The 23,659-nt window shown below is 66.7% G+C and carries 25 protein-coding genes and 2 tRNA genes; 18 read left to right on the top strand and 9 right to left on the bottom strand.

Annotated features, from left to right (window positions below; translation table 11 throughout):
* Nucleotides 1–3: 3 nt before the first annotated feature.
* The 7 genes from J2T21_RS10855 to J2T21_RS10825 all read left to right on the top strand — a co-directional run bounded on the left by J2T21_RS10855 (nucleotide 4) and on the right by J2T21_RS10825 (nucleotide 7,352).
* Nucleotides 4–882, top strand: coding sequence for a universal stress protein (locus J2T21_RS10855; RefSeq protein WP_307581315.1), 879 nt, complete (start codon nucleotides 4–6; stop codon nucleotides 880–882).
* An 84-nt stretch (nucleotides 883–966) separates the two neighbouring features.
* Complete coding sequence (locus tag J2T21_RS10850; RefSeq protein ID WP_307581313.1) at nucleotides 967–2,493, top strand: APC family permease; 1,527 nt, start codon at nucleotides 967–969, stop codon at nucleotides 2,491–2,493.
* 172 nt (nucleotides 2,494–2,665) lie between these two features.
* Nucleotides 2,666–3,196: an isopentenyl-diphosphate Delta-isomerase gene (gene idi / locus J2T21_RS10845; RefSeq protein WP_307581311.1), complete on the top strand. Its 531-nt coding sequence runs from the start codon at nucleotides 2,666–2,668 to the stop codon at nucleotides 3,194–3,196.
* A 230-nt stretch (nucleotides 3,197–3,426) separates the two neighbouring features.
* On the top strand, nucleotides 3,427–4,191 hold the full coding sequence (locus J2T21_RS10840) for an electron transfer flavoprotein subunit beta/FixA family protein (RefSeq protein WP_307581309.1): 765 nt from the start codon (nucleotides 3,427–3,429) through the stop codon (nucleotides 4,189–4,191).
* A gap of 14 nt (nucleotides 4,192–4,205) precedes the next feature.
* Nucleotides 4,206–5,174 carry an electron transfer flavoprotein subunit alpha/FixB family protein gene (locus J2T21_RS10835; protein ID WP_307581307.1) on the top strand — a complete coding sequence of 323 codons (969 nt, stop codon included), beginning with the start codon at nucleotides 4,206–4,208 and terminating at the stop codon, nucleotides 5,172–5,174.
* Nucleotides 5,175–5,226: 52 nt separating this feature from the next.
* A complete protein-coding gene (locus J2T21_RS10830) occupies nucleotides 5,227–6,159 on the top strand; it encodes a cytochrome b/b6 domain-containing protein (RefSeq protein ID WP_307581305.1) in 933 nt (310 codons plus the stop codon).
* A 56-nt stretch (nucleotides 6,160–6,215) separates the two neighbouring features.
* Nucleotides 6,216–7,352 carry an acyl-CoA dehydrogenase family protein gene (locus J2T21_RS10825; protein WP_307581303.1) on the top strand — a complete coding sequence of 379 codons (1,137 nt, stop codon included), beginning with the start codon at nucleotides 6,216–6,218 and terminating at the stop codon, nucleotides 7,350–7,352.
* A 177-nt stretch (nucleotides 7,353–7,529) separates the two neighbouring features.
* On the opposite strand, the gene J2T21_RS10820 is transcribed toward J2T21_RS10825, so the two are convergent.
* Together J2T21_RS10820 and J2T21_RS10815 are read right to left on the bottom strand one after the other, a co-directional pair.
* Nucleotides 7,530–7,925, bottom strand: a complete 396-nt coding sequence (locus J2T21_RS10820) for a RidA family protein (protein ID WP_307581301.1) — start codon at nucleotides 7,923–7,925, stop codon at nucleotides 7,530–7,532.
* A 106-nt stretch (nucleotides 7,926–8,031) separates the two neighbouring features.
* Nucleotides 8,032–8,508: an Lrp/AsnC family transcriptional regulator gene (locus J2T21_RS10815; RefSeq protein ID WP_307581299.1), complete on the bottom strand. Its 477-nt coding sequence runs from the start codon at nucleotides 8,506–8,508 to the stop codon at nucleotides 8,032–8,034.
* A gap of 399 nt (nucleotides 8,509–8,907) precedes the next feature.
* On the opposite strand from J2T21_RS10815, the gene J2T21_RS10810 reads away from it, so the two are divergent.
* The gene (locus J2T21_RS10810; RefSeq protein ID WP_175475412.1) at nucleotides 8,908–9,117 is read left to right on the top strand and encodes a helix-turn-helix domain-containing protein; all 210 of its coding nucleotides are present in this window, start codon (nucleotides 8,908–8,910) and stop codon (nucleotides 9,115–9,117) included.
* Nucleotides 9,118–9,195: 78 nt separating this feature from the next.
* Nucleotides 9,196–9,268 (top strand) — tRNA-Ala (locus J2T21_RS10805).
* Nucleotides 9,269–9,290: 22 nt separating this feature from the next.
* Here the strand turns inward: J2T21_RS10805 and J2T21_RS10800 are convergent.
* A complete protein-coding gene (locus J2T21_RS10800; RefSeq protein WP_307581295.1) occupies nucleotides 9,291–10,469 on the bottom strand; it encodes a DUF4232 domain-containing protein in 1,179 nt (392 codons plus the stop codon).
* A 48-nt stretch (nucleotides 10,470–10,517) separates the two neighbouring features.
* Nucleotides 10,518–10,988 (bottom strand): hemerythrin domain-containing protein, encoded by a 471-nt coding sequence (locus J2T21_RS10795; protein WP_307581293.1) that lies wholly within the window; start codon nucleotides 10,986–10,988, stop codon nucleotides 10,518–10,520.
* Between the two features lie 97 nt (nucleotides 10,989–11,085).
* On the opposite strand from J2T21_RS10795, the gene J2T21_RS10790 reads away from it, so the two are divergent.
* From J2T21_RS10790 to J2T21_RS10770, 5 genes are all read left to right on the top strand, one after another.
* Nucleotides 11,086–11,301 (top strand): hypothetical protein, encoded by a 216-nt coding sequence (locus J2T21_RS10790; protein ID WP_307581291.1) that lies wholly within the window; start codon nucleotides 11,086–11,088, stop codon nucleotides 11,299–11,301.
* A 12-nt stretch (nucleotides 11,302–11,313) separates the two neighbouring features.
* Complete coding sequence (locus J2T21_RS10785; RefSeq protein ID WP_307581290.1) at nucleotides 11,314–11,727, top strand: hypothetical protein; 414 nt, start codon at nucleotides 11,314–11,316, stop codon at nucleotides 11,725–11,727.
* 8 nt (nucleotides 11,728–11,735) lie between these two features.
* Nucleotides 11,736–12,185: a hypothetical protein gene (locus J2T21_RS10780; RefSeq protein WP_307581288.1), complete on the top strand. Its 450-nt coding sequence runs from the start codon at nucleotides 11,736–11,738 to the stop codon at nucleotides 12,183–12,185.
* A gap of 85 nt (nucleotides 12,186–12,270) precedes the next feature.
* Nucleotides 12,271–13,425 carry a N(5)-(carboxyethyl)ornithine synthase gene (locus J2T21_RS10775; RefSeq protein WP_307581286.1) on the top strand — a complete coding sequence of 385 codons (1,155 nt, stop codon included), beginning with the start codon at nucleotides 12,271–12,273 and terminating at the stop codon, nucleotides 13,423–13,425.
* Between the two features lie 68 nt (nucleotides 13,426–13,493).
* On the top strand, nucleotides 13,494–14,165 hold the full coding sequence (locus tag J2T21_RS10770) for an alpha-ketoglutarate-dependent dioxygenase AlkB family protein (protein WP_307581284.1): 672 nt from the start codon (nucleotides 13,494–13,496) through the stop codon (nucleotides 14,163–14,165).
* A gap of 24 nt (nucleotides 14,166–14,189) precedes the next feature.
* Here J2T21_RS10770 and J2T21_RS10765 read toward each other — a convergent pair whose 3' ends face one another.
* Nucleotides 14,190–15,092 carry an endonuclease/exonuclease/phosphatase family protein gene (locus tag J2T21_RS10765; RefSeq protein WP_307581282.1) on the bottom strand — a complete coding sequence of 301 codons (903 nt, stop codon included), beginning with the start codon at nucleotides 15,090–15,092 and terminating at the stop codon, nucleotides 14,190–14,192.
* 333 nt (nucleotides 15,093–15,425) lie between these two features.
* On the opposite strand from J2T21_RS10765, the gene J2T21_RS10760 reads away from it, so the two are divergent.
* Nucleotides 15,426–16,679 (top strand): NAD(P)/FAD-dependent oxidoreductase, encoded by a 1,254-nt coding sequence (locus J2T21_RS10760; RefSeq protein ID WP_307581280.1) that lies wholly within the window; start codon nucleotides 15,426–15,428, stop codon nucleotides 16,677–16,679.
* 175 nt (nucleotides 16,680–16,854) lie between these two features.
* Nucleotides 16,855–18,087 (top strand): MFS transporter, encoded by a 1,233-nt coding sequence (locus J2T21_RS10755; protein WP_373457918.1) that lies wholly within the window; start codon nucleotides 16,855–16,857, stop codon nucleotides 18,085–18,087.
* A gap of 25 nt (nucleotides 18,088–18,112) precedes the next feature.
* Here J2T21_RS10755 and J2T21_RS10750 read toward each other — a convergent pair whose 3' ends face one another.
* Nucleotides 18,113–18,721, bottom strand: coding sequence for a TetR/AcrR family transcriptional regulator (locus J2T21_RS10750; RefSeq protein ID WP_307581278.1), 609 nt, complete (start codon nucleotides 18,719–18,721; stop codon nucleotides 18,113–18,115).
* 388 nt (nucleotides 18,722–19,109) lie between these two features.
* Here J2T21_RS10750 and J2T21_RS10745 point away from each other — a divergent pair.
* A tRNA-Ala gene (locus J2T21_RS10745) sits at nucleotides 19,110–19,182 on the top strand.
* Between the two features lie 62 nt (nucleotides 19,183–19,244).
* On the opposite strand, the gene J2T21_RS10740 is transcribed toward J2T21_RS10745, so the two are convergent.
* Nucleotides 19,245–19,661: a hypothetical protein gene (locus J2T21_RS10740; RefSeq protein WP_307581276.1), complete on the bottom strand. Its 417-nt coding sequence runs from the start codon at nucleotides 19,659–19,661 to the stop codon at nucleotides 19,245–19,247.
* A 293-nt stretch (nucleotides 19,662–19,954) separates the two neighbouring features.
* Between J2T21_RS10740 and J2T21_RS10735 the strand changes: the two genes are divergently transcribed.
* Nucleotides 19,955–21,145, top strand: coding sequence for an SH3 domain-containing protein (locus tag J2T21_RS10735; protein WP_307581273.1), 1,191 nt, complete (start codon nucleotides 19,955–19,957; stop codon nucleotides 21,143–21,145).
* Here J2T21_RS10735 and galK read toward each other — a convergent pair whose 3' ends face one another.
* Both galK and galT read right to left on the bottom strand, forming a co-directional pair.
* On the bottom strand, nucleotides 21,146–22,312 hold the full coding sequence (gene galK, locus J2T21_RS10730; protein ID WP_307581271.1) for a galactokinase: 1,167 nt from the start codon (nucleotides 22,310–22,312) through the stop codon (nucleotides 21,146–21,148).
* A gap of 11 nt (nucleotides 22,313–22,323) precedes the next feature.
* A complete protein-coding gene (galT, locus tag J2T21_RS10725; protein ID WP_307581270.1) occupies nucleotides 22,324–23,460 on the bottom strand; it encodes a galactose-1-phosphate uridylyltransferase in 1,137 nt (378 codons plus the stop codon).
* Nucleotides 23,461–23,659: the final 199 nt, after the last annotated feature.

The following is a 23,659-nucleotide window of genomic DNA, read 5'->3' as shown; positions in this document are numbered from 1 at the left end:
TCCATGCGCTATCTCGTTGGATACACCGCCGACGCCCGCGGCGCGGAGGCCATCGCGCTCGCCGCGGCGCTGGGCGGGCCCACGGCCCACCTGGACATCGCCATGGTCCTGCCCGAGGACACCCCGTTCTCGGCCACCTACCCGGGCAGCGACCACGGATACTCCTCCATCCTGGCTGACCAGGTCGACGCCTGGGCCAAGGAAGCACTCAACTTGGTTCCGGCCGGTCCCACCGCCCGGGTCATCGCCCGCGCGGTCTCCTCCCCGGCCGCCGGATTGATCGCCATGGCCAAGGAAACCGGCGCCCGGGCCATCGTGCTCGGCGGGCGCAAGCGCCACGTGGCAGGGTTCTTTGTCCCGGGCCCGGTGGCCAGCTCGCTGCTGCACGCCTCGCCCTTCCCGGTGGCCATGAGCACCCCCGGTGCCGTCGCGTCCCTGGAAAGGGCCGGGGGCAAGCTCAGCCGGATCACCGCATTTGTCGGCACCCGCCCCGGTGCCCGAGCCGTGGTGCAGGCCGCGGCAACGGCGGCAAGCCACCAGAAACTGGCGCTGCGCGTGGTTTCCCTGGTGGCCCAGGACCATGCCACGGCCGGTTCCGCGGAAGCGGGAGACTCCATGGAGCGCACCCGGGCCGCGGCCGCCGCGGTCGTTCAGGAACTCGGCCTCACCGCCGAGATCACCGTGGCCTCCGGTACCGGCATCGACGACGCCATCGCCGAACTCGACTGGCTGGACGGCGAAATCGCCGTCGTCGGCTCGAGCCGCCTGGCGCGCAAGCGCCGGCTCTTCCTGGGCACCACGGCCCAACGCATGCTGCGGACCCTGCCGGTCCCGCTGGTTGTGGTTCCCAAGAACCACAAGCCCGAAACGGCCCGCACCTAGCACCAATCCCCGCATGACGGTGCCGCGCTTCCCCCTGCCCGCCAGGCGGGAAGCACGGTACCGCCCGGATGAAGGAATACAACCATGAGTCGTGACACAACGACCGAATCCCGCGCCACACCGGCGGCCGAATCGGGCCTGGGCGACAAGGGCCTGTCCAAGGGCACCGTCGGCGTACTTGGTGCCGTGGTCATCGGCATCTCCTGTATTGCCCCCGCCTACACCCTGACCGCTGCCCTGGGTCCCACGGTCGCCGAGGTCGGCACCCAGCTGCCGGCAATCTTCCTGGCCGGTTTCCTGCCGATGCTGCTGGTGGCCCTGGGCTACCGCGAGCTGAACTCCGCGATGCCGGACTCCGGCACCTCCTTCACCTGGGCCACCCGCGCCTTCGGCCCCTGGATCGGCTGGATGGGTGGCTGGGGCCTGATCGCCGCCACCATCATCGTGCTCTCCAACCTGGCCGCGGTCGCGGTGGACTTCTTCTACCTGCTGATTGCCCAGCTCACCGGCAACGACGCCATCGCGGAGCTGACGCGCAACCTGTGGGTCAACATCCCCACGACGCTGGTGTTCATCGCCGCCGCCTGCTGGATCTCCTACCGCGGCATGCAAACCACCAAGGCCTTCCAGTACGCGCTGGTCGCCTTCCAGCTGGTGGTGCTCACCTGGTTCGCCGTGGCCGCGTTCAGCCACGTGAACAACGGCACCGCCTTCGACCCGACCCCGATCGCGCTGGACTGGTTCAACCCGATGGCCGTGCATTCCTTCGGGGCCTTCGCCGCCGGTGTCTCGCTGTCGATCTTCATCTTCTGGGGCTGGGACGTCACCCTGACGATGAACGAGGAAACCACGAACCCCGCCAAGGTCCCGGGCCGCGCCGCCACGTTGACGATCCTGATCATCATGGGCATCTACATGGTCATTTCCCTGGCCGTGATCTCCTACGCGGGCATCGGCGAGACCGGCCTGGGTGCCGGCAACCCGGAGAACCAGGAATCAATCTTCGCGGTGCTGGCCGGACCGATCATGGGCCCGTTTGCGATCCTGATGTCGCTGGCGATCCTGTCCTCCTCGGCGGCCTCGCTGCAGTCCACCCTGGTGTCCCCGGCCCGCACCATCCTGGCCATGGGCTACTACAAGGCGCTGCCCGAGCGCTTCGGCAAGGTCTCCCCGCGCTTCATGTCCCCGTCCACGGCGACCATCACCGCCGGCTCGGCGGCCGCGGTGTTCTACGTGGTCACCCGGTTGCTGAGCGAAAACGCCTTGTGGGACACCATTACGGCACTTGGCCTGATGATCTGCTTCTACTACGGGGTCACCGCACTGGCCTGCGTCTGGTACTTCCGCCGCGAGGCGTTCGACACCGTGCGCGGCTTCTTCTTCAAGTTCCTGGCCCCGCTGGTGGGCGGGGTGATCCTGCTGGTGATGTTCGCGAGCACCGCGCGCGATTCCATGGACCCGGACTACGGCTCGGGTTCCAACATCGCCGGGCTGGGCATGGTGTTCATCCTGGGCATGGGCGTGCTGGTCCTGGGCGTGGCCGTGATGTTGTACATGCGCATCCGACAGCCCGGGTTCTTCAAGGGCGAGACGCTCAAGCGCATGCTGTAGGCGTTGGCCCGGCAAGACCACTGCCGGTTGCCGGTTTGGCGGGGGACATGACGCCCGCCAAACCGGCAGCCGCACCGTTAAGCCCGAAACGCGGCCATGAACCGGGCCCGTGCGGGCATGGGATGATTGAGGCCCAGGGGCATGGCCCCGGCACCTTCGAAGAAAGAGAGTCATGAGCGAGGAACTTGTGGTGTTGTTGGCCAACGACGGCACCCGCATCGGAACGGCATCCAAGGCGCTCGTGCACACCGCACACACGCCCCTGCACCTGGCCTTCTCCTGCTACCTCTACGATGGCCGGGGCCGGATCCTGATGACCCGGCGAGCCCTGTCCAAGAAGACCTGGGCAGGGGTGTGGACCAACTCGTTCTGCGGGCACCCGGGCGAGGGCGAATCATTCGAGGACGCCATCGCCAGGCGCGCCGAGCAGGAACTGGGCACCACCATCTCCTCGATCGTCCCGCTGCTTCCGGACTTCGCCTACCGGGCCGTGGACGCCTCCGGAATCGTCGAGAACGAGATCTGCCCGGTCTTCTCCGCGCTGGTCACCTCCGATCTGGCCCCCAACCCGGACGAGGTCGCCGAGTACGCGTGGGTCGACCCCCGGGCGCTGAAGACCGCCGCGCTGGCCACTCCCTTCGCCTTCTCCCCGTGGTTGCTGGAGCAGATCGGCCAGGGCTCGCTGGATGGCACCCGCCCCTGATCCCTGCCAGGCACCGTCCGCCGACCTTCCCCTGCCTTAGCGTGGGGGAAGGTTTTCGCATTTCCCGGACCGCTACCTGAAACGCCACCGGTACAGGCCAGGGTTCGAATCAAGGGGAAAAGCGGTGGGCACAGCTACGGCAAATTTAGTAGGAAGACCTAGTAAATTTTGGCCCTTCCCAGTAGAGTCGCGAATGAGTGAACGACACGGCACCCGGGAAGGGAAAACGGATGAAGATCGCGGTTTTGATCAAGCAGGTTCCGGACACCGCCGAAGAACGGATCCTGGATCCGGGCAGCGGACGGGTGGACCGGGAGGCAAGCGACCCGGTGATCGACGAGATCACCGAGCGCGCCCTGGAACTGGCCCTGACGGTCAAGGACCGGGACAAATCCACCGAGGTGGTGGTCGTATCCATGGGGCCGGCCGACACCATCAAGTCCATCCGCAAGGCACTGTCGATGGGCGCCGACTCCGGGATCCACGTGCTGGACGACGCCCTGGCCGGGGCCGACCTGGTAGCCACCGCCAGGATGCTGGCCGCCGCCCTGCGCGACACCGGTGCGGACCTGGTCATCGCCGGCAACGAGTCCACCGACGGGCGCGCCGGAATGCTCCCGGCCATGGTCGCCGAGCACCTTTCCCTGCCCCTGCTCGGTTCCCTGGTTTCCGCGGAGATCGGCAGCGACTCGGTCAGCGGCCGGAGGGTCAACGAGTCCGGTACCCAGGAGGTCGTCGCGACCTACCCCGCCCTCATCACCGTGACCGAACGCTTCCCCGAGGCCCGCTTCCCCAACTTCAAGGGCATCCTGGGCGCCAAGCGCAAACCCGTGGAAACCCTGTCCGCCACCGATCTCAGCGGAGAGACCATGGCGGCCAGCACCGTGCTTGATGTCTCCAAGCGCCCGGCCCGCACCGCTGGGGCCACGATCACCGACGACGGGAACGCCGCCGCCGAACTCGTCGACTTCCTCGCCTCCCGGCGCCTGATCTAGCAAAGGACCATTCCATGGCAAACATCCTGGCACTGGTTGAACTGACCCACACCGGACACCTGGCCGCCTCGGCCCGCGGCCTGCTGGCCGTCGCCGCACGGCTCGGCACCCCCGTGGCCGTCACCGCCTCCGAAACCGCCTTGGACCCGGCCACCGCGGCGCAGCTGGCCGACCTCGGCGCCGCCGTGATCCACGCGGTCCAGGTTCCCGGGGCCAACGGCACACTCGTCACCCCGCTGGTCGACGCCTTGGCCGACGCCGTGGCCGCCCACGAACCGGCCGCGGTGCTCGTGGCAGCCTCCGTCGACGGGCGCGAGGCCGCCGGCCGGCTGGCCGTGCGCACCGGCGGCGGACTGCTGGCCGACGTCGTGGATGCAGCGTTGTCGGACTCGGGCATCGAAACCGAGCACTCGGTCTTCGGCGGCAACTACACCGTCCGCGCCCAGGTCTCCGGCGCCCTGCCCATCATCACGCTGCGCTCCGGGGCCGTCGACGAGTCCGCTGCCCCGGCCGCCGGAACGCTCAACGCGGTGGCCCTGGAGCCGCCTGCCACCCGCACCGCCACCGTGACCGCATTTGCCGATGCCCCGGAAGACTCCGCGCGGCCCGAACTGCGCGGGGCCGCCACCGTGGTCTCCGGTGGACGCGGCCTGGGCTCGGCGGAAAACTTCGTGCTGGTCGAACAGCTAGCCGACGCACTTGGCGGCGCCGTGGGCGCCTCCCGGGCCGCGGTCGACGCCGGCTACATCGCCCAGGCCGCGCAGGTCGGGCAGACCGGCGTGTCCGTCTCCCCGCAGCTCTACGTGGCACTGGGGATCTCCGGGGCCATCCAGCACCGCGCCGGGATGCAGACGGCCAAGACCATCGTGGCGATCAACAAGGACGAGGACGCCCCGATCTTTGACATCGCCGACTTGGGGATCGTCGGAGATGTCTTTACGCTGGTTCCGCAGGTGATTGAGCTGCTCAAGTCCCGGACCTAACACCCGGGATGCACCCGATGACGATCCCAACCACGAACGCGAGGCACCACAGATGACGGCCCGGTCCACCCCCAAAAAGCAGGCCACCAACAAATGGGCACGAGCCGGCATCATCGCCGGGTCCCTGGTCGTCCTGCTGGTCATCGCCGTCTTCGTGGCCCGTTGGCTGGTCGGCCTCGAGTCGGTCAAGACCTGGTTGGACACCTACACCGGGCACTCGGCGCTGCCCGACGGCGCACCGGTCGGGTTCCCGGCCTGGCTGGGCTGGCAGCACTTCCTGAACGTGTTCTTCCTGGTGCTGATCGTGCGCACCGGCTGGCAGGTGCGCACCAATACCCGGCCCGCCGCCCACTGGGTGCGCAACAACAAGGGCCTGATCCGCACCAAGGGCGCCCCCACGCGGATCAGCCTGGACCTCTGGTTCCACCTGACCCTCGATGCCCTGTGGGTGCTCAACGGCATCATCTTCATCATCGTGCTCTTTATTTCCGGGCAGTGGGTGAGGATCGTGCCCACCAGCTGGGATATCTTCCCCAACGCGCTGTCCGCCGGGCTGCAGTACCTGTCCCTGGACTGGCCGACCGAAACCGGCTGGGTCAACTACAACGCCCTGCAGGTGCTGACCTACTTCGTAACAGTCTTCATCGCCGCCCCGCTGGCAATCGCCACCGGGCTGCGCATGTCCGGCGCCTGGCCCAAGAAGGCCGCCGCACTGAACAAGGCCTACCCGATGGAACTGGCCCGCGCCCTGCACTTCCCGGTCATGATCTACTTCGTTGCCTTCACCGTGGTGCACGTGGCACTGGTGCTGGCCACCGGGGTGCTGCGCAACCTGAACCACATGTACGCGTCCAACGACTCGACGGGGTTCGCCGGGCTCATCATCTTCGCGGTGTCCATCGTGGTGATCGTGGGCGTCTGGTTCCTGGCCCAACCGGTCTTCCTGCGCCCCCTGGCCTCGCTGACCGGCAAGGTCGGGAAGTAGCCAGGCAACACTTCCGACCTTCCGCCCGCCCGCCACCGACGACCCAGGAGCCGAGAATGTTTGAACTCACCGAAGACCAAAAGGCCATTGTCGAGATGGTGTCCGACTTCGCCGCCGAGAACATCGCGCCGCATGCCGCGGCCTGGGACCGGGACCACCGCTTCCCCGTCGACGTGCTGGCGCAGGCCGGGGAACTTGGCATGGGCGGGATCTATGTGCGCGAGGACTTCGGGGGATCGGGCATGAGCCGGCTGGACGCCGCACTGATCTTCGAGGAACTCTCCAAGGCCGACCCGACCATCGCGGCCTACATTTCCATCCACAACATGGTCGTATGGATGATCGACAAGTTCGGCAACGAGGAGCAGCGTGCTGCCTGGGTTCCGCAGCTGTGCACCATGGAGATGCTGGGCAGCTACTGCCTCACCGAACCCGGGGCGGGCTCCGACGCCGCGGCACTGAGCACCCGGGCCGTGCTCGATGGGGACCACTATGTGCTCAATGGGACCAAGCAGTTCATCTCCGGGGCCGGCGCCTCGGGCATGTACCTGGTGATGGCCCGCACCGCGGACACCGGAGGCGCCGGGATCACCGCGTTCATCGTCCCGGGTGAATCCGCGGGCCTGTCCTTCGGCGCGCTGGAGGCGAAGATGGGCTGGAACGCCCAGCCCACCCGCCAGGTGGTCATGGAAAACGTTCGGGTTCCGGTGGGCAACCGGCTCGGCGATGAAGGAACCGGCTTCGGGATCGCCATGAAGGGCCTGAACGGGGGCCGGGTGAACATCGGGGCGTGCTCGGTCGGCGGCGGCCAGGCGGCGCTGGACAAGTCGATTGCCTACCTGAAAGAGCGCGAGGCCTTCGGGGCACCGCTGATCGGGCAACAGGCGCTGCTCTTTGCGATCGCCGACATGGAGACCGAACTGGAGATCGCCCGGACCATGATCTGGCGCGCCGCCGACGCCCTGGAACGTGGCACCGCGGACACGGTCAGGCTCTGCGCCATGGCCAAGCTGGTGGCCACGGATGCCGGGTTCAACGCCGCGAACACCGCCCTGCAATTGCACGGCGGCTACGGATACCTCAGCGAATACGGGATCGAGAAGATCGTCCGCGACCTGCGCGTGCACCAGATCCTTGAGGGCAGCAACGAGATCATGCGCCTGATCATCGGGCGCCTGGCCGTGGAGAAGTAGGCTCCCCGCGCGTCACGGGTTGGGCAAGGCCACCGGGGCCGTGATCGGCGAGGACGTGAAGCCTGGGCCCTCGGAGACCGGGTATCCCCGAGCCTGACGGGGGACACGAAGGACCGGCTCAATCAATGGTTGGGCTTGGCCCTTCGTGTCCCTGAAATTTCATGCCCTGCGGGGTGGCTACTTGCCCGCCCAGGCGGTGGCCTGGACCTCGACCAGCAGCTCGGGGGCGAGCAGCGGAGCAACGATGGTGGCACGCGAGGGACGGTGGCTGCCGAAGGTGTCGACCCAGGCGCGGTTGTATTCCCCGGCCATGGCCGCGTCGTTGATGTAGACCGTGGCCGTGGCGACCGCATCGAGCCCGAGGTCGTAGGCGGCCAGGACGGTGCGCAGGTTCTTGAGCGTCTGGACCGTTTGCGCGTAGATGTCGCCGACCCCGACCAGGACCTTGTGTTCGTCCTTGGAGACCATGCCGGAAACGAAAACCAGGTCTCCGGCGCGGGTGGCGCTCGGGAACGGGCTTGCCTCGGTGGTGATGCCTGCAATGTCGATGTTCGTAAGGCCCAAAGTGCCCATGATGCTCCTCAATCAAATGTGGTGCGGACGGCAAAACGGCGCCCGGAAAAAGACTAGGGCATCAAGGGCAATGTCACCGGAACATTGCCGGGCATGTTTCGGCCGGTTAGCTCAGGTTGTTGAGCAGTGCGGTGGTTCGGTAGGGAATCACGTCGCGCAGGATCATCGAGGTGGAGGTCCGGGTGATTCCCGGGCACAGCCGGATTTCCTCGCTGACCCGGTAGAGGTCATCCGGATCGGTGGCGACGGCCCGGATCAAAAGGTCGGTGTCCCCGGCCGGGGCCACGCATTCCAGGACCTCGGGAATGAGGCTCAACGCGGCGATGGCTTCCTCCAGGTGCGACTGGTCCAGTTCGGCGCTGACGACGGCCGAGACGCCGCGTCCGACCGAGGCCGGCTTCACGCGGCTGGAGTTCGGGCGCAAGGCGCCGGAGCTGGCCAGGCGTTCCATGCGTGTCTGGACGGTTCCTCGGGCCAACCCCAGGCGCTGCGCCAGCATCATGGTGGGAACGCGGGGATCCTCGTCCAGGGCCAAGAGGATGCGCCTGTCCGTATCATCCAGTTGGTACGATTCCGGCGTCATTCCGGCTCCTTCGCCTAGGTTCGGTCAGACTGACCAAGTTGTTCGGTAGCTACCACTCCATGTTAGTCAAAATGATCAGTGATACCCAACTGTGTTGCGCGGTATGCCCGGTTGTTGCTTTAGTGGTTGTTAGAAGCTCAACCAAGGTCACAAGCTACGGGGAGCAGACCCCTGTAGCGGGACCGGATCCAGGCCGCGCTACAGGCCGGCCCACAAGGCCTCAGGTCGAAACGTCAGGGTGGTCCGCAAAGATTCCAAAACTTGGAGTCATCGCGGACCACTCTAGTTTTTTGCCCCCGGGAGGTCCCGAACCCGGTGAAACCGGCATCCGTTATCCACAGAAGCGACCTGGACCGCCTTGGTGACCCGGAAACGGGTAGCCTTCAATACATGAGGTTCATGCGTCTAGAAGATGTCGCCGACGAGTTGAATGTAAACCTGCCGCAGGTGCGGTCATTGGTGCGCAGCGGCGACCTGCCGGCCATCAAGATCGGCGGTCGCGGGGTCTGGCGGGTGGAGCGCAGCGAACTTGAAGCCTACATCCAGCGCCAGTACACCGTGGCGCGCGAATCCATCGAGGCCGGGGCCGCCGACGGCGACGAGGAATAGGCACCCGGCACCCTAGGATTTTGCATGCGGGTCGTCGCGGGTTTAGGCTGAAAATGTTGCGGCTCCAAGCCATGACACGGGGCATTAGCTCAGTTGGTAGAGCGCTTCGTTCGCATCGAAGAGGTCAGCGGTTCGATTCCGCTATGCTCCACACTTCTGCACCCGCCGGAACCCTACGGGGCTGGGCGGGTGCTTTTGTTTGTGCCGGTTGGATCCTTGACGAGCTCCCAGGCGGTGACCGACACGGCGCCGCCGTCAATGATGTCCAGGTCCACCGGCGAACTGTGGCGCAAGGTCCCCGCGTAGGGCGCCACCAGCATGGTCCCGGTGCGCACATCGCCCGCTGCCGCCATGGCGTTCCAGCCCAGGAAGGCCCGCGCGCTTTGGCCGGGCAACAGGGTGATGGCCGAGACCCCGGGATCATCGGTCATGAACGAACCGCCATGGACCACCAGCACGTCGATGGCCCACCCCTCGGCGTTGTTGAAGGCGATGTCTGGGTAGGACTCCACGATGCAAGGACCGGTCCCGGTATTCGTCAGGTCGAAGGCCATCCCCCGGTGTCCCGTCGCCCCCTCCGGTTCATGCCATGAAATGGACACGCCTTCGCCCGCACACCAATTTTCCCCGGTCGGTTGGAAAGCGTCCGACCGATCCGGCCATCCGTACGGGGTCGGCGAGGGAGCCTCGGTCGGCGGGGGAGCGGCCTGCGGGGTTTGGGTTTCCTCGGTGTAGTTGTAAGCGGCGGGGATCGTGACGACAAGTATCACTGCGAGCATCCCGGCCACCAACAACGGCATGGCATCGGGCCGCCGCCGCGCGGTCTTCGGATCGGGGATCGGCTTCGCGGATTTCATCGCCAGGGTTCCCGCCAGCGCGGGCAGCCAGCCCCAGATGATTCCCCAGTAGCCGGCCGCGAGCAAGGCGGGTTGGACGCCGTCCAGCAGCCACGCCAACCGCGCCGGCGGCCAGGAGGCAATGACGTCGCCCAGGGAAGCAAAGGCGGCCGTGGCGAAACCGGCGAGCACGATGGACATCCACATGGAAAGGAATCCGATGGGATGATTGCCGGCTTGCTTGCCCGCACGCATGCCGGCTCCCCGCAGCAGCAGGAGCGTAAAGGCCATCAGAGCCAGGACGGAAAACAGGGAAAGCAGGATCGGCCATGGCTGGGCCGATTGCCAGGTTCGCATGGTGATCGTCTCGGGAAAGAGCATCCGGGTGAATTGGGCGGGCAGGCGGACCTGGTGGGCGAGCATCCAGCCGTTCAGCGCGCCGCTGAACAGCCAGAGGATTCCTGCCCCGGCAACGATCCGGGCGGTGCCGATGGCTGTTTTTCCGTGTTGTCCCATGCCACCGAGCCTATCCGAGCTGGCTCGGGGTGCGGCGCCGCCGGCGGGTCAGGCGCGGGCCGAACGCGGCGACCAATCCGCGGGCAGGACCCCGGAGCCAAGGAAATCGCCCAAGGCCGAGGACGCCGTTTCGTCCAACAGCTGATCGGCCTGGGCGTAAATGACCTTTTCCTCCATGGCGTTGTGCTTGTCCAAAAGCCCGAGTAGTTCGGTGCAAGCGGTGCGGGTGCCGGGAGCGTCTCCGCGTTCGATCGAGCTGTCGATGCCGGCCATGGCGTGCCACAACTGGCCGTGTTCGCGTTCCATGGCGAAGATCGGCCCCATCAATCCGCTCCTTTTCAAGGGCGGAAAGAGGAACTCTTCCTCCAGGTAGATGTGGCGGCGAAGTCCGGCCAGGGAACGCACCAGTGTCTCGGACTGATCCTGCGCGGTTCCGGTCGCGGCCAGGTACGCCTCGATCCCTCCATCGATTTCGCGGTGCTCCGCCTCGAGCGCTGCACCCAGTGTCTGCTGTTCCACGACGTCTCCTTGCCCGAATCCACGATGGGATCCCCAGCATAGGCGCATTCACCCTCCCAAGGATCCCCGGATCCCCGATGCCAACGAATTCCAGCACATGGCACTCGGATTCGTCGAGCGGCGCATCCGGGTCTTTCACTTCATGCCTTACGGCGCAGGGATCTTCCCGGCTTCGGCAGCGGCTTTGCTGGTGCGTCGGCTCACCGACGTTGATCCGTGGGGAGCAACCGTGATGACCGGTCTGGGCATCGTGGCCCTGCTCATTTCCGGGGCTGGCGCCGGATTGGCGGCACTGCGGCCGGCCAAGCCGTAGGTGGCCTTTACCATGGCCGACCAGTCGATCCGGGGCGACAAGATTGCAGCCATCGGGATTGCGGTGGCCGGTGCGCTCTTCACGGTGCTTGCCGCCTTCATGGCCGGTGACCACGATATCGCCCGGGTATCGAGCATCCTGGTGGGGATGTGGGTTGCCATCGCCATCGCCATTGCGATCCATGGCCTGCTCCACGCCCGCAAACTGCGCATGGAGCGCGACAAGGTCTACGCCGCGCACCTGGTCGGGCAGCAACCCAACCGGAGGGTGGTCCGCGCGGTCATGCCCGGTCCGCAGGTCTTCGACACCGAACCCACCGAGTTTGAACAGGAAGCCGCCGCCTATGCCGGGGCCCAGGTCTGTGCCTGGGCCTGGATGCTTTTTGGTCCGCTCTTTGGGTACTTTTTGTCCCGATGCTGGTGTTGAGTTGGGCCATGGGGTTCGACTACAAAATGTGGATCGTGCCGGTGCTTGTCGCCCTCGGCTTCGGGCTGGCCTGCTTCGTCCACGGCTTCTTGAAGCTGAAAAGAGACCGCCCCGGCAAGGTGCGGTTCAGGCAGTGGTACGGGCGCAACCTGTACCAATCGGTGGGAAGCAACCGCAGGTCCGGCATCCTGTACTACGGCATGGCGGCGGGCGTTTTCATCACGGGGGCACTGCTTGCGGGGATTGCCGCCAGTCCCGAATTCGTGCCCTATCCAACGGCATTCGCCATCATGCTTGCCGCGATGACCACGCTGATGCTTGTCGCCAGCAGGATCCTGCACCGGCGCCGCGAACTCCACACCGCATGGCTGTTGCGCAACGGCTTGCCCGGGGAGAACCCGCCGAGCGAACGGTCGGAGAATCCGCCGCGGAGCGAAGGTAACACGGGCCGAACCTGAGTGCCCCGGATCACGACCCGGTGTACCGTGAGCCCTATGGGGCGGGTCATTTTGGCCTGCTCCTCCTAGGAAGAGAACAAGACGCATGGACTTTACAAACGAACTTACACTGGGTGTTATTGCCACTTCCAACAAGGTGGACGAGCAACGTTTGCCGATCCACCCGTCTCACTTTGAACGTATCGACGAGCGCTTCCGAGACCGCATCACGGTCGAATCCGGCTATGGGGTGGCCTGCGGAATGGACGATGAAGACCTCGCACCATTCGTAGGAAGATTTGCCACGCGCGAAGAAACCATGGCCGGCAGCGACATCATTCTCCTGCCCAAGCCCCAGGCCTCGGATCTGGCACAGATGCATGAGGGCCAGACACTGTGGGGCTGGCCGCACTGTGTCCAGGACACCGCACTGACGCAGCTGGCCATTGACCAGAAACTCAATATCATTGCCTTCGAAGCCATGAACCACTGGGGAACCGATGGCAGCTTCGGGCTGCACGTGTTCCACAAGAACAATGAATTGGCGGGCTACTCATCGGTCATCCACGCCCTGCAACTGTGCGGCAACACAGGTGACTACGGGCGCAGGCTCTCGGCAACCGTGATCGGGTTCGGCGCCACCGCCCGTGGAGCTGTCACTGCCCTGCGCGCCCACGGCATCCACGACGTGCGTGTCCTGACCGGACGCTCCGTCGCGGCCGTCGCTTCACCCATCCACTCCGTCCAAATGGTCCAGTTCGACCACGACGGCGGACCGAACCTGAGCGAGGTCATCACGGACGAGGGACGCTTGCCGCTGGCACCGTTCCTGGCCGAAAGCGACATCGTGGTGAACTGCACCCTGCAGGACCCCAACGCGCCGTTGATGTACCTGCAGACCGAGGACCTGACGGCGTTCTATCCGGGCAGCCTGATCATCGATGTCTCCTGCGACGAGGGCATGGGATTCGAATGGGCCAAGCCCACCACCTTCGCCGATCCGATGTTCACCGTGGGCCGGAACATCAACTACTACGCGGTCGACCACAGCCCCTCATACTTGTGGAACTCCGCCAGCTGGGAAATCAGCGAGGCACTGCTGCCCTTCCTGGACGTGGTGCTGGACGGGCCCGCCGCCTGGAAGGAAAATGAGACGATAGCCCGCGCCATCGAGATCCGGGACGGCGTGATTGTGAACCCGGCCATTCTCGAATTCCAGAACCGGGCAGCTGCCTACCCGCACGTCATCAGCGCCGGCTGACACCGGTACGGCTGCTCGGCCCGTGGCCAAGGGCCCGGAACCGAACCGACAGGAAGGACCCCCGCCCCATGGATGCGCTCTTTTCCGACAGCTTCCTGGGCCGTCCCCGGCGGGAGCTGGCGCCCGGGGCCCACTGGGTTCCGGATTGGCTGGGCCTGGAGGAACAACGCTGGATCGTGGCCCGCTTCCACGAGTGGGGACGGGGCCCGGTGCCGCCGCGCGCGGCCAGGATCGGTGCCCACGAGATGTCGGTCCAAACCGTGTGCCTCGGGTGGCACTGGCGGCCCTACGCCTATTCCCGCGAGGCCGTCGACGTCAACGGCAACCGGGTGCTGGAGTTTCCCGACTGGATTGCGCGACTGGGACGCAATGCCTTGTTGGCAGCCACCGGGGACCAGGCCGCGGCCAGGGCATACACGCCCGACACCGCCCTGGTGAACTACTACGGTGCCGACTCCAAAATGGGCATGCACCAGGACCGCGACGAACGGTCGGTGGCCCCGGTGGTCTCGATTTCCATCGGGGACACCTGCACCTTCCGCTTCGGCAACACCCTGAACCGGAGCAAGCCCTATCAAGACATCGCGTTGGCCTCCGGGGACCTGTTCGTCTTCGGCGGCCCGGCGCGCCTTGCGTACCACGGCGTCACCAAGGTCCTGCCCGGTACCGCTCCCGCCGGTTGCGGGCTGGAATCCGGACGCATCAACATCACCATGAGGGTCACCGGACTGGAGGGGTGAACCTCAACGATCGGCGGTGCCGAATCATTCCCCGGGCAGGTTCACCGTGGCCCGGACGGCCAAGTGGTCGCTGAGCCCGGCTTCGACATTGCTGTTCGAGGTGACCTCCAGTCCGCGCACCAGCACGTGGTCAAGGCGCATCATGGCAAAGGGAGCCCGCGGCCAGGTGAACCCGAAGAGCCCGTCGTCCTGGTTCGGCTCATCGAGCACCGTAGACATCTGCGTGAACGCCCGGTCGGTGCTGGTGGCATTGAAGTCGCCCACGGCCATGACGTTTTGGTGCGGGTCGGCCCGCACCGCGGCGGCCAGCTGCCCAAGCATCACGTCGCGGTCGACGTGGTCGTTGGGCCGGGCCGAGGCCGCATGGATGACATAGAGCGAAACCTCTCCCTGCCCGGTGGCCACCCGCGTCGACAGGGCGCGCTTCCATCCCAACCCCAGATCCAGGGAACGGGACTCCCCAAGGGGATACTTGCTCCAGACCCCGACGGTGCCCACCACGAAATGGTGCGGATAGGCGGTGCCCAGGGCATCGGTGACTCGTGAGGCGCTGCCGGCCTCGAGCTCCTGCAGGGCAACGATGTCGCTGCCGCTTGCCGCCAGCTCCTGCGCGGACTGCGCAGCCGCCCCGGTTCCGGCCTTGATGTTCTGGCTGGAGACCGTCAACGTGTGGGCCGCGGACGCCGGCGCCGTCCAGGACAGCGGAACGATCGCCGGGCCAAAAGCCAGGATCCAGGCCAGCGCGGGCACCAACAGGACCACCAGCGAGGTGCGGCTGCGCGAAGCCAGCGCCACCAACAACAACAGCGGAACCACCAGCCCCAGCCAGGGGGCGGCGTTGTCCAGCAGCAGGCCCAGGCCCAGGGCATCCGGGATGCGGGTGTGGAAAGCAATCAGCAGCGCGGTTCCCAGCGCGCCGAGAAACACCAGGAATCTCAGGAAACGCTGGGCGCGCGAGGGAGGCCGACGGGTACGTTTCGCAGCGCGTGGCCGGGGCGGGTAAACAGACATCGTTACCAAGAATCGCACATCGACCTGTTCGATGCATCGACGGCGGCTGTGATTCCGCCCAGAGACCTGTCACGTGATTCCCAGCCGGAACGCTGATGTTTTTCGGCGCCCACTCATCGGCCATGGCCGAACCCTCGACTCTTGCCACGCCAAGTGACATTCTGAAGAGAGGAATACACACGGTCACCACCACTTTCCCGAAAACCCCGAATCACGGCGGTGGCACCATCCTGGCAGGAGGCAATAACCATGAGTGAAGCGGCGATGACGCAAGCGGAAGCGCAAGGAGAATTGGGGACGGTGGTGATTGGCGGCGGACTTGCCGCGGCCCATTGCATCCACGAATTGCGCGAGGGCGGCTACACCAAGCCCATCACACTGATCGCCTCCGAAAACGAAGTTCCCTACGAACGACCGCCGCTGTCCAAGGAATTCCTCCAGGGCAGCAAGCCCGCGCTGGAACTCGAGCCCTTCCCCGGAAGCTGGTACACCGGCGCGGACGTTGCGATGCGCCTGGGCACCACGGCCGAAGCCATCGACAAGGCAGCCAAGACCGTCTCCCTGTCGGACTCCTCGACCCTGGGCTACGAAAACCTCGTGATCGCCACCGGGTGCCGTTCCCGGCTCGGGGGCCGCAACGCCAACATGACCGGGTGGGACCTGCCCGGCGTCCACACGCTGCGGTCGCTGGAAGACTCGAAGGCCATCAAGGAGCAACTGGTGTCCGGCCGGCACCTGGTCATCATCGGCGCCGGGTGGATCGGGATGGAGGTCGGCGCCTCGGCACGCTCGGCCGGCCTCGAGGTCACGGTGCTGACCCCGGACCAGGTTCCCCTTGCGACGGCCATGGGCGCCGAATTCGGGTCGCACGTGGCGCAGCTGCACATCGCCAACGGCGTCCAGTGCCGCTTCGGGACCGGGGTCACCGGAATCGCCGCGGACCCCCACAAGGGGTTAGCCGTGCAGACCCCGACCGGGGACATTCCCGCGGATATCGTCCTGCTGGCCATCGGGGCGGTGCCCAACAACGAGCTGGCCGTCGCCGCGGGCCTCGAGGTCGGCAGCGGGGTCGTGGTCGATGAGCACCTGCGCAGCAGCGACAAGAGCATCCTGGCCATCGGCGACATCGCCGAGGCCTACAACACCGCGCTGGGCCGGAACATGCGCGTCGAGCACTGGGACAACGCGATCCGCCAGGGCAAGCTCGCCGCCGCCACCATCCTGGGACGCGATCAATCCTATGACTGGTTGCCGTACTTCTTCACCGACCAGTTCGATTTGGGCATGGAATACGTCGGGGACCGGCAGGCCGAGGACGAGGCGGTGGTGCGCGGGGACATGGCCTCGGGGGAGTTCATCATCTTCTGGCTGCGCCAGGGCGTGATCACCGCCGCCATGAACGTGAACATCTGGGACGTCAACGACCACCTGCGCTCGATGATCGGCAAGAACATCCCGGTGGCGACGCTCCAGGACACGGGCAACGACCTGATGGCCCTCTAGGACCGGCACCACAGGTCCCGGAACACGCGTGGCACCCTCCGGCCCGCAGCGGCTGTGGGGGTGCTCACCAAGGCCCCGCGCGGTGCCCGCGGCCACGTAGGCTGGAGACTGCGGCGGCAGGAACGCAAGCGTTTGCCCGCCGTCGCCTCCGCACCGAACCTCGAAAAAGGGACCCGTGAATTCCGACGCCATCGCCCCGGGCAGCACCAACCTGAAACGCTCCACCCAACTGTCGGGGCGGGCACTGCTGCTGGCGGTCGTGGCCCTGGCCATGGGCGGGTTCGGCATCGGCACCACCGAATTCACCATCATGGGCCTGCTTCAGGAGGGCGCCACGGACCTGGGCGTCAGCAACGCCCGGATGGGCCTGCTGATCTCCGCCTACGCCCTGGGCGTCGTGGTGGGTGCCCCGATCCTCACGGCACTGGGTGCCCGGGTTGCCCGCAAGACCATGGTCCTGTGGCTCATGGCGTTCTTCACGCTGGCGAACCTCAGCTCGCTGTTCGCCGCGAACTACGAGTGGATGCTCGTGTCCCGCTTCCTGGCCGGGCTGCCGCACGGCGCGTACTTCGGCATCGCCGCGATCCTGGCAGGCACCCTGGTGCCCGCGTCGATGCGCGGGCGCGCCATCGCCTGGGTGATGCTGGGGCTGTCGGTCGCCAACGTGCTTGGCGTGCCCGTGGTGACGTTCCTGGGGCAGAGCTTCGGCTGGCGCTGGATGTTTGCCGTGGTCGGCCTCGTCGGGGCGCTGACCTGGGTTGCCATCCGCGTTTTCGTGCCATTCTCCCCGGTGCACGAGGGAGCCAGCATCCGCAGGGAACTGTCCGCGCTGCGCAGCGGTCAGGTGTGGATGGCGATGCTCACCGGCATCGTCGGCTTCGGCGGGTTCTTTGCCGTGTATTCCTATATCAGCCCGATCCTCACCGATGTCACCGGGCTGCCGATCCGGGCCGTGCCGCTGGTGCTGGGCCTCTACGGCATCGGCATGGTGGTCGGTTCGCTGATCGGCGGAAGGCTGGCCGACTGGTCGGTTCTTGGCGCCATCTACGTCGCGACCTCCGCCATGGTGCTCTTCATGGCGCTGTTCGGCGTGGTGGCAACCCACATGGTGCCGACCCTGGTGCTGGTCTTCATCCTCGGCGGCACCGGCTCGCTGCTGGTGCCAGCGCTGCAGGCGTTGCTCATGGATTCGGCCCCGCACGCGCAGTCGTTGGCCGCCTCGCTGAACCACTCGGCGCTGAATGTCGCCAACGCGCTGGGCGCGGCCCTGGGTGCAGCGGTCATCACCGCCGGGCTTGGGTACCGGGCGCCCGCGTTCCTCGGTGCGGGCCTGGCGCTCCTCGGGCTGCTGCTGGCGCTGGCCACGGGAATCCGGGCCAAGCGACTGGCAGCAGCCTCGTCGAGGTAGCCGCACCGGCGGGCGCGGTGGCGCGTTACTCGGAAGTCGCCGCCAGGCGCCCCAGCTTCTTGTCCATGGCATCGTGCGTCTGGGACATCAGTTCCTGCATGGTTCCCACGACATCGATGCTGCGGTCCACCAGCCACTGAAGCTGCAGGCCATCGGCCGCAGCCAGGACCAAGCGCGTCATGGTGCGGAAATACTCGAGTTCCTCGGCCGACGGCGTGGGCTTGCCGGCATAGTAGGAGTCTTCGGAGATCTTCAGCAACCGGGCATTGCGTTCCTGGAAGTAGGCCGCCGCGGGATGCTCCGGGTTCGAGGCCGCCGCGGCCATCGTCACGTACAGGGCAATCAGGCCGGGCTCGCTGGGTGCCTGCCCCAAGATATCGGCAAACTGGTCTTCTTGCTGCTCCAAGGTCCCGCTGATTTCATTGCGGGCGTCGCGCCTGCGCAGGATCTGGACGAGAAGGTCTTCCTTGGAGTCGAAATAATGCATCACACCGGCCAGGGACAGGTTGCACAGGCTTGCGACCTTGCGCAGGGATGTTCCCCGGTAGCCTTCAAGTGCAAACACCTCCAGCGCCACATCTAGAATCTCGGCACGCTTTGCTATGCCCTTTGCGTATGAACCACGTATTGCCATGTTGCTAGAGTAGCGAGATTTTGGGCCATCCCTTACTAACCTGACACCCCGCGGTATTAGGTGTGTCACCTGACCTGCGAAGACGCGCAGGAAGCGGATTTCGCGCCGCAGGCGCGGACATCCGGCTGTCTTGGATTTCGAAGCCCGCGGGCACCGCGGTGCCCGCGTCCCGCCGGGCGTCCGGAAGGCAACTGTGAGCGACGTCATGTTCGGGTTCGCGCTGCTGGTATTGCCGCGTATTTTTGCGCTTTCCTGCGGCCGATGGTGCGGTTCGGCCGGGTGTGCGGGGTGGGTGGAACCGGGTCGATTGGCGTTTGGGTGCCGGGGTGCTGTAGATTGTTATCTCGGTTCGGCAGCCCTTCGGGAAAGCCTGAAACCAGTCCTTTTCGGGGGTATGGCGCAGTTGGTAGCGCGTCTGCATGGCATGCAGAAGGTCAGGGGTTCGAATCCCCTTACCTCCACGAAATACGAAAGGCCCCAAACTTCATGTTTGGGGCCTTTCGTGTATGTCGCGTGGTGCGGTTCAGCCGATGGCCCGGTATCCCGAATAGCCGATCATGGCGCGCAACCACGTCACCAAGGGGGCAATCCCGGCATGCGGGAGGTCGCTGCCTCCGGCCGTGAACACGGGCACTTCCCCGCGCATGTGCTTGGGCAGCAGGCGCAGGATGCGGTCGCTGTCGCCGGAACCGGTCAGCAACAGGGCAACGGGCCTGAACCCGAACACGGCCTTGACCAACGCCAGTCCGTGCATGCGCGAGAAACGCAGCGGGCCCACCAGGACCACGCCGTCGAAATAGATGAGTTCGTGCGCCGATGAACTGGTGACTTCAAGGATTTCGGAGCGCAGCTCATGGGCGCTCAATTGCTCGGCAAGCTCGGTGGAACGCAGCTTGGCAAGTGCATCACGTTGGTAGTAGACGATGGCAACGCGATCCATGCGAATCCCTCATTCCTGCAGCGAACGCAGCGCGCGGGCAGGACCCGCGCGTCATTCCCTCCCACAGTATGCGCATTTGCAGGGAAATGGCTAGGAGTGCGGTGCCCGTGGGGCACACTCCAAGGCGTTTTCCAACGTGCGCGAATGCATCGGGTTGCGCACAATAAGGACACAACATGGAATATCGATTGCGGGTGGCGGCCGGCGGCCCCATACTGGCTGCAACAGTCTTCTGGGGGGAAGCAATCAGGGGGGAATTTCCGATGTTGGGGTCTTGGGGACAATACAATTCAGTGAGGGGCGCCTGCGGGCTCCTGGTGGCCGCGGCGCTGCTGGTTTCGTCGGTTCCGACGATGGCTGCCGGGGTGTCCGAGGTGCCCGCCGCTTCGGCCTCGGCGTCCGTGACGGTGGCGGCGGCGCTTCCGGCGTCGGTGCGCACCACCGCGAACCTGAACCTGCGCACGGGTCCGAGCACCGCGTACCGGATCCTGCTGACCATTCCGAAGGGCACCACGGTCAAGGTGCTCTCGCGTGCCTCCAACGGCTGGTACAAGGTCGGCTACGCCGGTCGCACCGGATGGGTCAGCAACTCCTACGTCACCGCCGTGGGTTCCTCGTCCCCGGGGGCGTTGCCGGCATCGGTGCGCACCACCGCGAACCTGAACCTGCGCACGGGTCCGAGCACCGCGTACCGGATCCTGCTGACCATTCCGAAGGGCACCACGGTCAAGGTGCTCTCGCGTGCCTCCAACGGCTGGTACAAGGTCGGCTACGCCGGTCGCACCGGCTGGGTTTCCAATGCGTACGTCACCACCGGCAGTGGCACCTCCACGCCAACGGCGCCCAGCACGCCCCGGTCCACCGGTCCGAACCGCACCTCGCGCGTGGTGCTGACCTTTGACGACTGCCCGCGCACGCTCAGCGCCTTCACCGCGGCCATCGACTACGCGGCAAGCCACAACATGGGCCTGGTCATCGCGCCGACCGGCAACTGCCTCTCTTCGTTCAAGGCGCGCTACGGCGTCGACCTGGCGGCGCGGGCCCGGGCCAAGGGGCAATGGGTCATCAACCACTCGGTGAGCCACCCGGACCTGCGCCCGCTGAGTTGTTCGGCCGCCGCCGCCCAGCTCGGCGGCACCGGCGTGCACACCAATTTCGGCCGGCCCCCGTACGGTGCGGTCGACGGCAGCGTCGTGTGCGCCTACGACCGGGTGGGCATGGCGATCTGGACCTGGTCGCGCGACACCCTTGACTGGAGCACCAAGTCGAAGGCGACCACGGTGGCCCGGGCCTCGGCCGCCAGGGCCGGGGACACCGTGCTGATGCACATGCAGTGGCAGGGATTCGCCCCCGACTCGCTGCGGCAGATCAAGGCCAACCTGGCCAGCCGCGGGCTGGGCGTGTGCCGCGCCTACCGCGGTGCCGACGGGGCCGGGGCCGTTCTCAGGACGCCCGTGCGGCTTCCTTCGTCGCTGCCCTGCTGACTACAGCTGCCGGGCGCCGGGCCCGGGGACCACGGAGAAGATTTCCGGGGCGATGTACCCGGCCGCGGCAAAGGCCGCCAGCACCGCGGCCAAGACCTGGCCGGCGCGCGAGACCTCAACCAGCGCGATCGCCGAGCCGCCGAAGCCGCCGCCGGTCATCCGGGAACCGATGGCGCCCGCGGCGATGGCGGTGTCCACGGCCAGGTCCAGCTCGACGCTGGAGATCCCGAAATCGTCGCGCATCGAGGCGTGGCTGGCCACCATCAGCTCGCCGATGGCCGCCGGCCCCCGGCTTTCCAGCAGCTCGACGGTCCGAAGCACCCGCTGGTTCTCGGTGACAATGTGCTTGACCCGCCGGTAGATCTCCGGGGCCAGGCTGGCCTCGGCCTCGGCCAGGCGTTCGATCCCCACATCGCGCAGGGCCTTCACTCCCAGTTCCTTCGCCCCGCGGGTGCAGGCGGCCACCAATTCCTTGTAGCCGCCCGAGTCGTGGGCGTGGCTGACCCGGGTATCGATCACCAGCATCACCAGGCCTGCGGCCGCCAGCGGCAGGCCCACCTGGCGCCCCTGGCGGGTGCGGCAGTCAAGGAACAGGGCGTGGTCGGGGGTGCTTAGCAGCGAGGCCGACTGGTCCAGGATCCCGGTCGGTGCCCCGACGAAGTCGTTTTCGGCCGATTGGCACACCAGCACCAGTTCCTCGCGGGAAAGCCCCAGGCCCAATTGCTCGTTCAGGCCAAAGGCCACGGCGCATTCGAGGGCAGCCGAGGAGGACAGGCCCGCCCCGATCGGCACCGAGGAATCCACCAGGATGTCGGCGCCGGGCAGGGTGAAACCGCGTTGTTCCAGCGCCCAGAAGACCCCGGCGACGTAGCGGGCCCACGGGGCCACCGCCTGGGGAACCAGCGCATCCAGCTCGGCCTCGACGACCGGGCCGCCCCGGGTCGAGGCGACGCGCAGCAACCGCCCGGATGCCTCCGGGCGGATCCGCAGCCCGACGCCCGCGGCCCTGTCGATGGCGAAGGGCAGCACGAAGCCCTCGTTGTAGTCGGTGTGCTCGCCGATGAGGTTCACCCGGCCGGGTGCGGCAAAGCACGCGTCGGGGGCCGCGCCGTACAGGGCGGTGAAGGAAGCGGGCAAGGCATCGAAGGCGGTGGGCAGGGCGGTCATGGCATCGTCTTTCACAGGGCGGGAATGGTGTTCGCCAGGCGGGCGGCGGACTCGCGCAGCGCCGCGGCGGCGGCCTCGGGGGTGACATCCCCGATGAACGCGCCCATGGCAGCCTCGGAGCCGGCCAGGTACTTGAGCTTGTTCTCGGCCCGGCGCGGGGAAGTCAGCTGCAGGTGCAGCCAGGCCTCGGCGCGGTGCTCGTGCGTCCGGGGAGCCTGGAACCAGCCGGCGATGTACGGGGTGGGGGTGGAATACAACCCATCCACGGTGAGCAGCAGCCGGTGGTACATGGCAGCCAGCTCGTCGCGCTCCTCGCCGGTCAGCTCGCCCAGGTCCGCGACCTGGCGGTGCGGCACCAGGTGAACCTCGACGGGCATGCGAGCGGCGTAGGGCACGAAGGTGGTGAAGTGGGTGCCGCGTTCCAGCACGCGCCGTCCGTCGGCGAGCTCGAAGTCCAGGATGTCGGCCATGAGGTTGTTCCCCGTGCGCGCCCTGTGTGCGGCGGCCCGCGCCAGGTGGTTCTCGGTGCGCGGGGTGGTGTACGGGTAGGCGTAGACCTGCCCGTGCGGGTGGTGCAGCGTCACCCCGATCTCGGCTCCCCGGTTTTCGAACGGGAAGACCTGCTCGATGCCCTCAAGCGCGCCCAGTTCCGTGGTGCGCTGGGCCCACGCCTCGATCACGGTGCGGATGCGGCGCTCGCCGAGCGTGGTGAGCGATTCGGTGTGCCCGGGGCCGAAGGCAATGACCTCGCAGCGGCCGTGGGACGGGCGCACCGCGCCGAGCTCGGCCTCCACGTGCGAGGCATGCTGCCCGGGTCCGAAGGAGGGGAAGCGGTTCTCGAAGACCACGACGTCGTAGGTGTCCGCCGGAATCTCACTGGCCATGTCCGGGCGCGTGGGGCACAGCGGGCATTCGCTGGCCGCCGGCAGGTGGGTGCGGCCCTGGCGGTGGGCGGCGAAGGAGATCCAGTCCCCGGCCAGTGCGTCGTAGCGCAGTTGCGATGTTGCCGGGCGGGCCGGCAGCTCGCGGGTGTCGGCCGGGGCGGTGAAGCTGGCCGGGACCGCAGCCTCGTCGAAGAAATAGAGCAGTTCGCGTCCGTCGGCCAGGGTGCTGCGTACCGGTTCACTCGGGCTGGGGTTGTGGTCCACGGCTGCTCCTTGGCGAGGTGTGTCATCGATCCAAATCAAACAATTTCGATCAAATTCTATCAGAAGGCAACGTAGGGCGGAAGGTCGGGAACACGCTCCCAAGTGCCCGTTGTCGGTCCTCTCCATCATTGGTGGATGTGGGCATTGGAAAATCCCCGCGGGGTTGGTGGATACCTTCCGCGCAACTTCGAACACCAAG

The sequence above is a fragment of the Paeniglutamicibacter psychrophenolicus genome (genome assembly GCF_030812255.1).
Taxonomy (GTDB): domain Bacteria; phylum Actinomycetota; class Actinomycetes; order Actinomycetales; family Micrococcaceae; genus Paeniglutamicibacter; species Paeniglutamicibacter psychrophenolicus_A.
The sequence above is the reverse complement of the archived record's forward strand: the minus strand, read 5'-3'. Positions and strand labels throughout refer to the sequence as shown.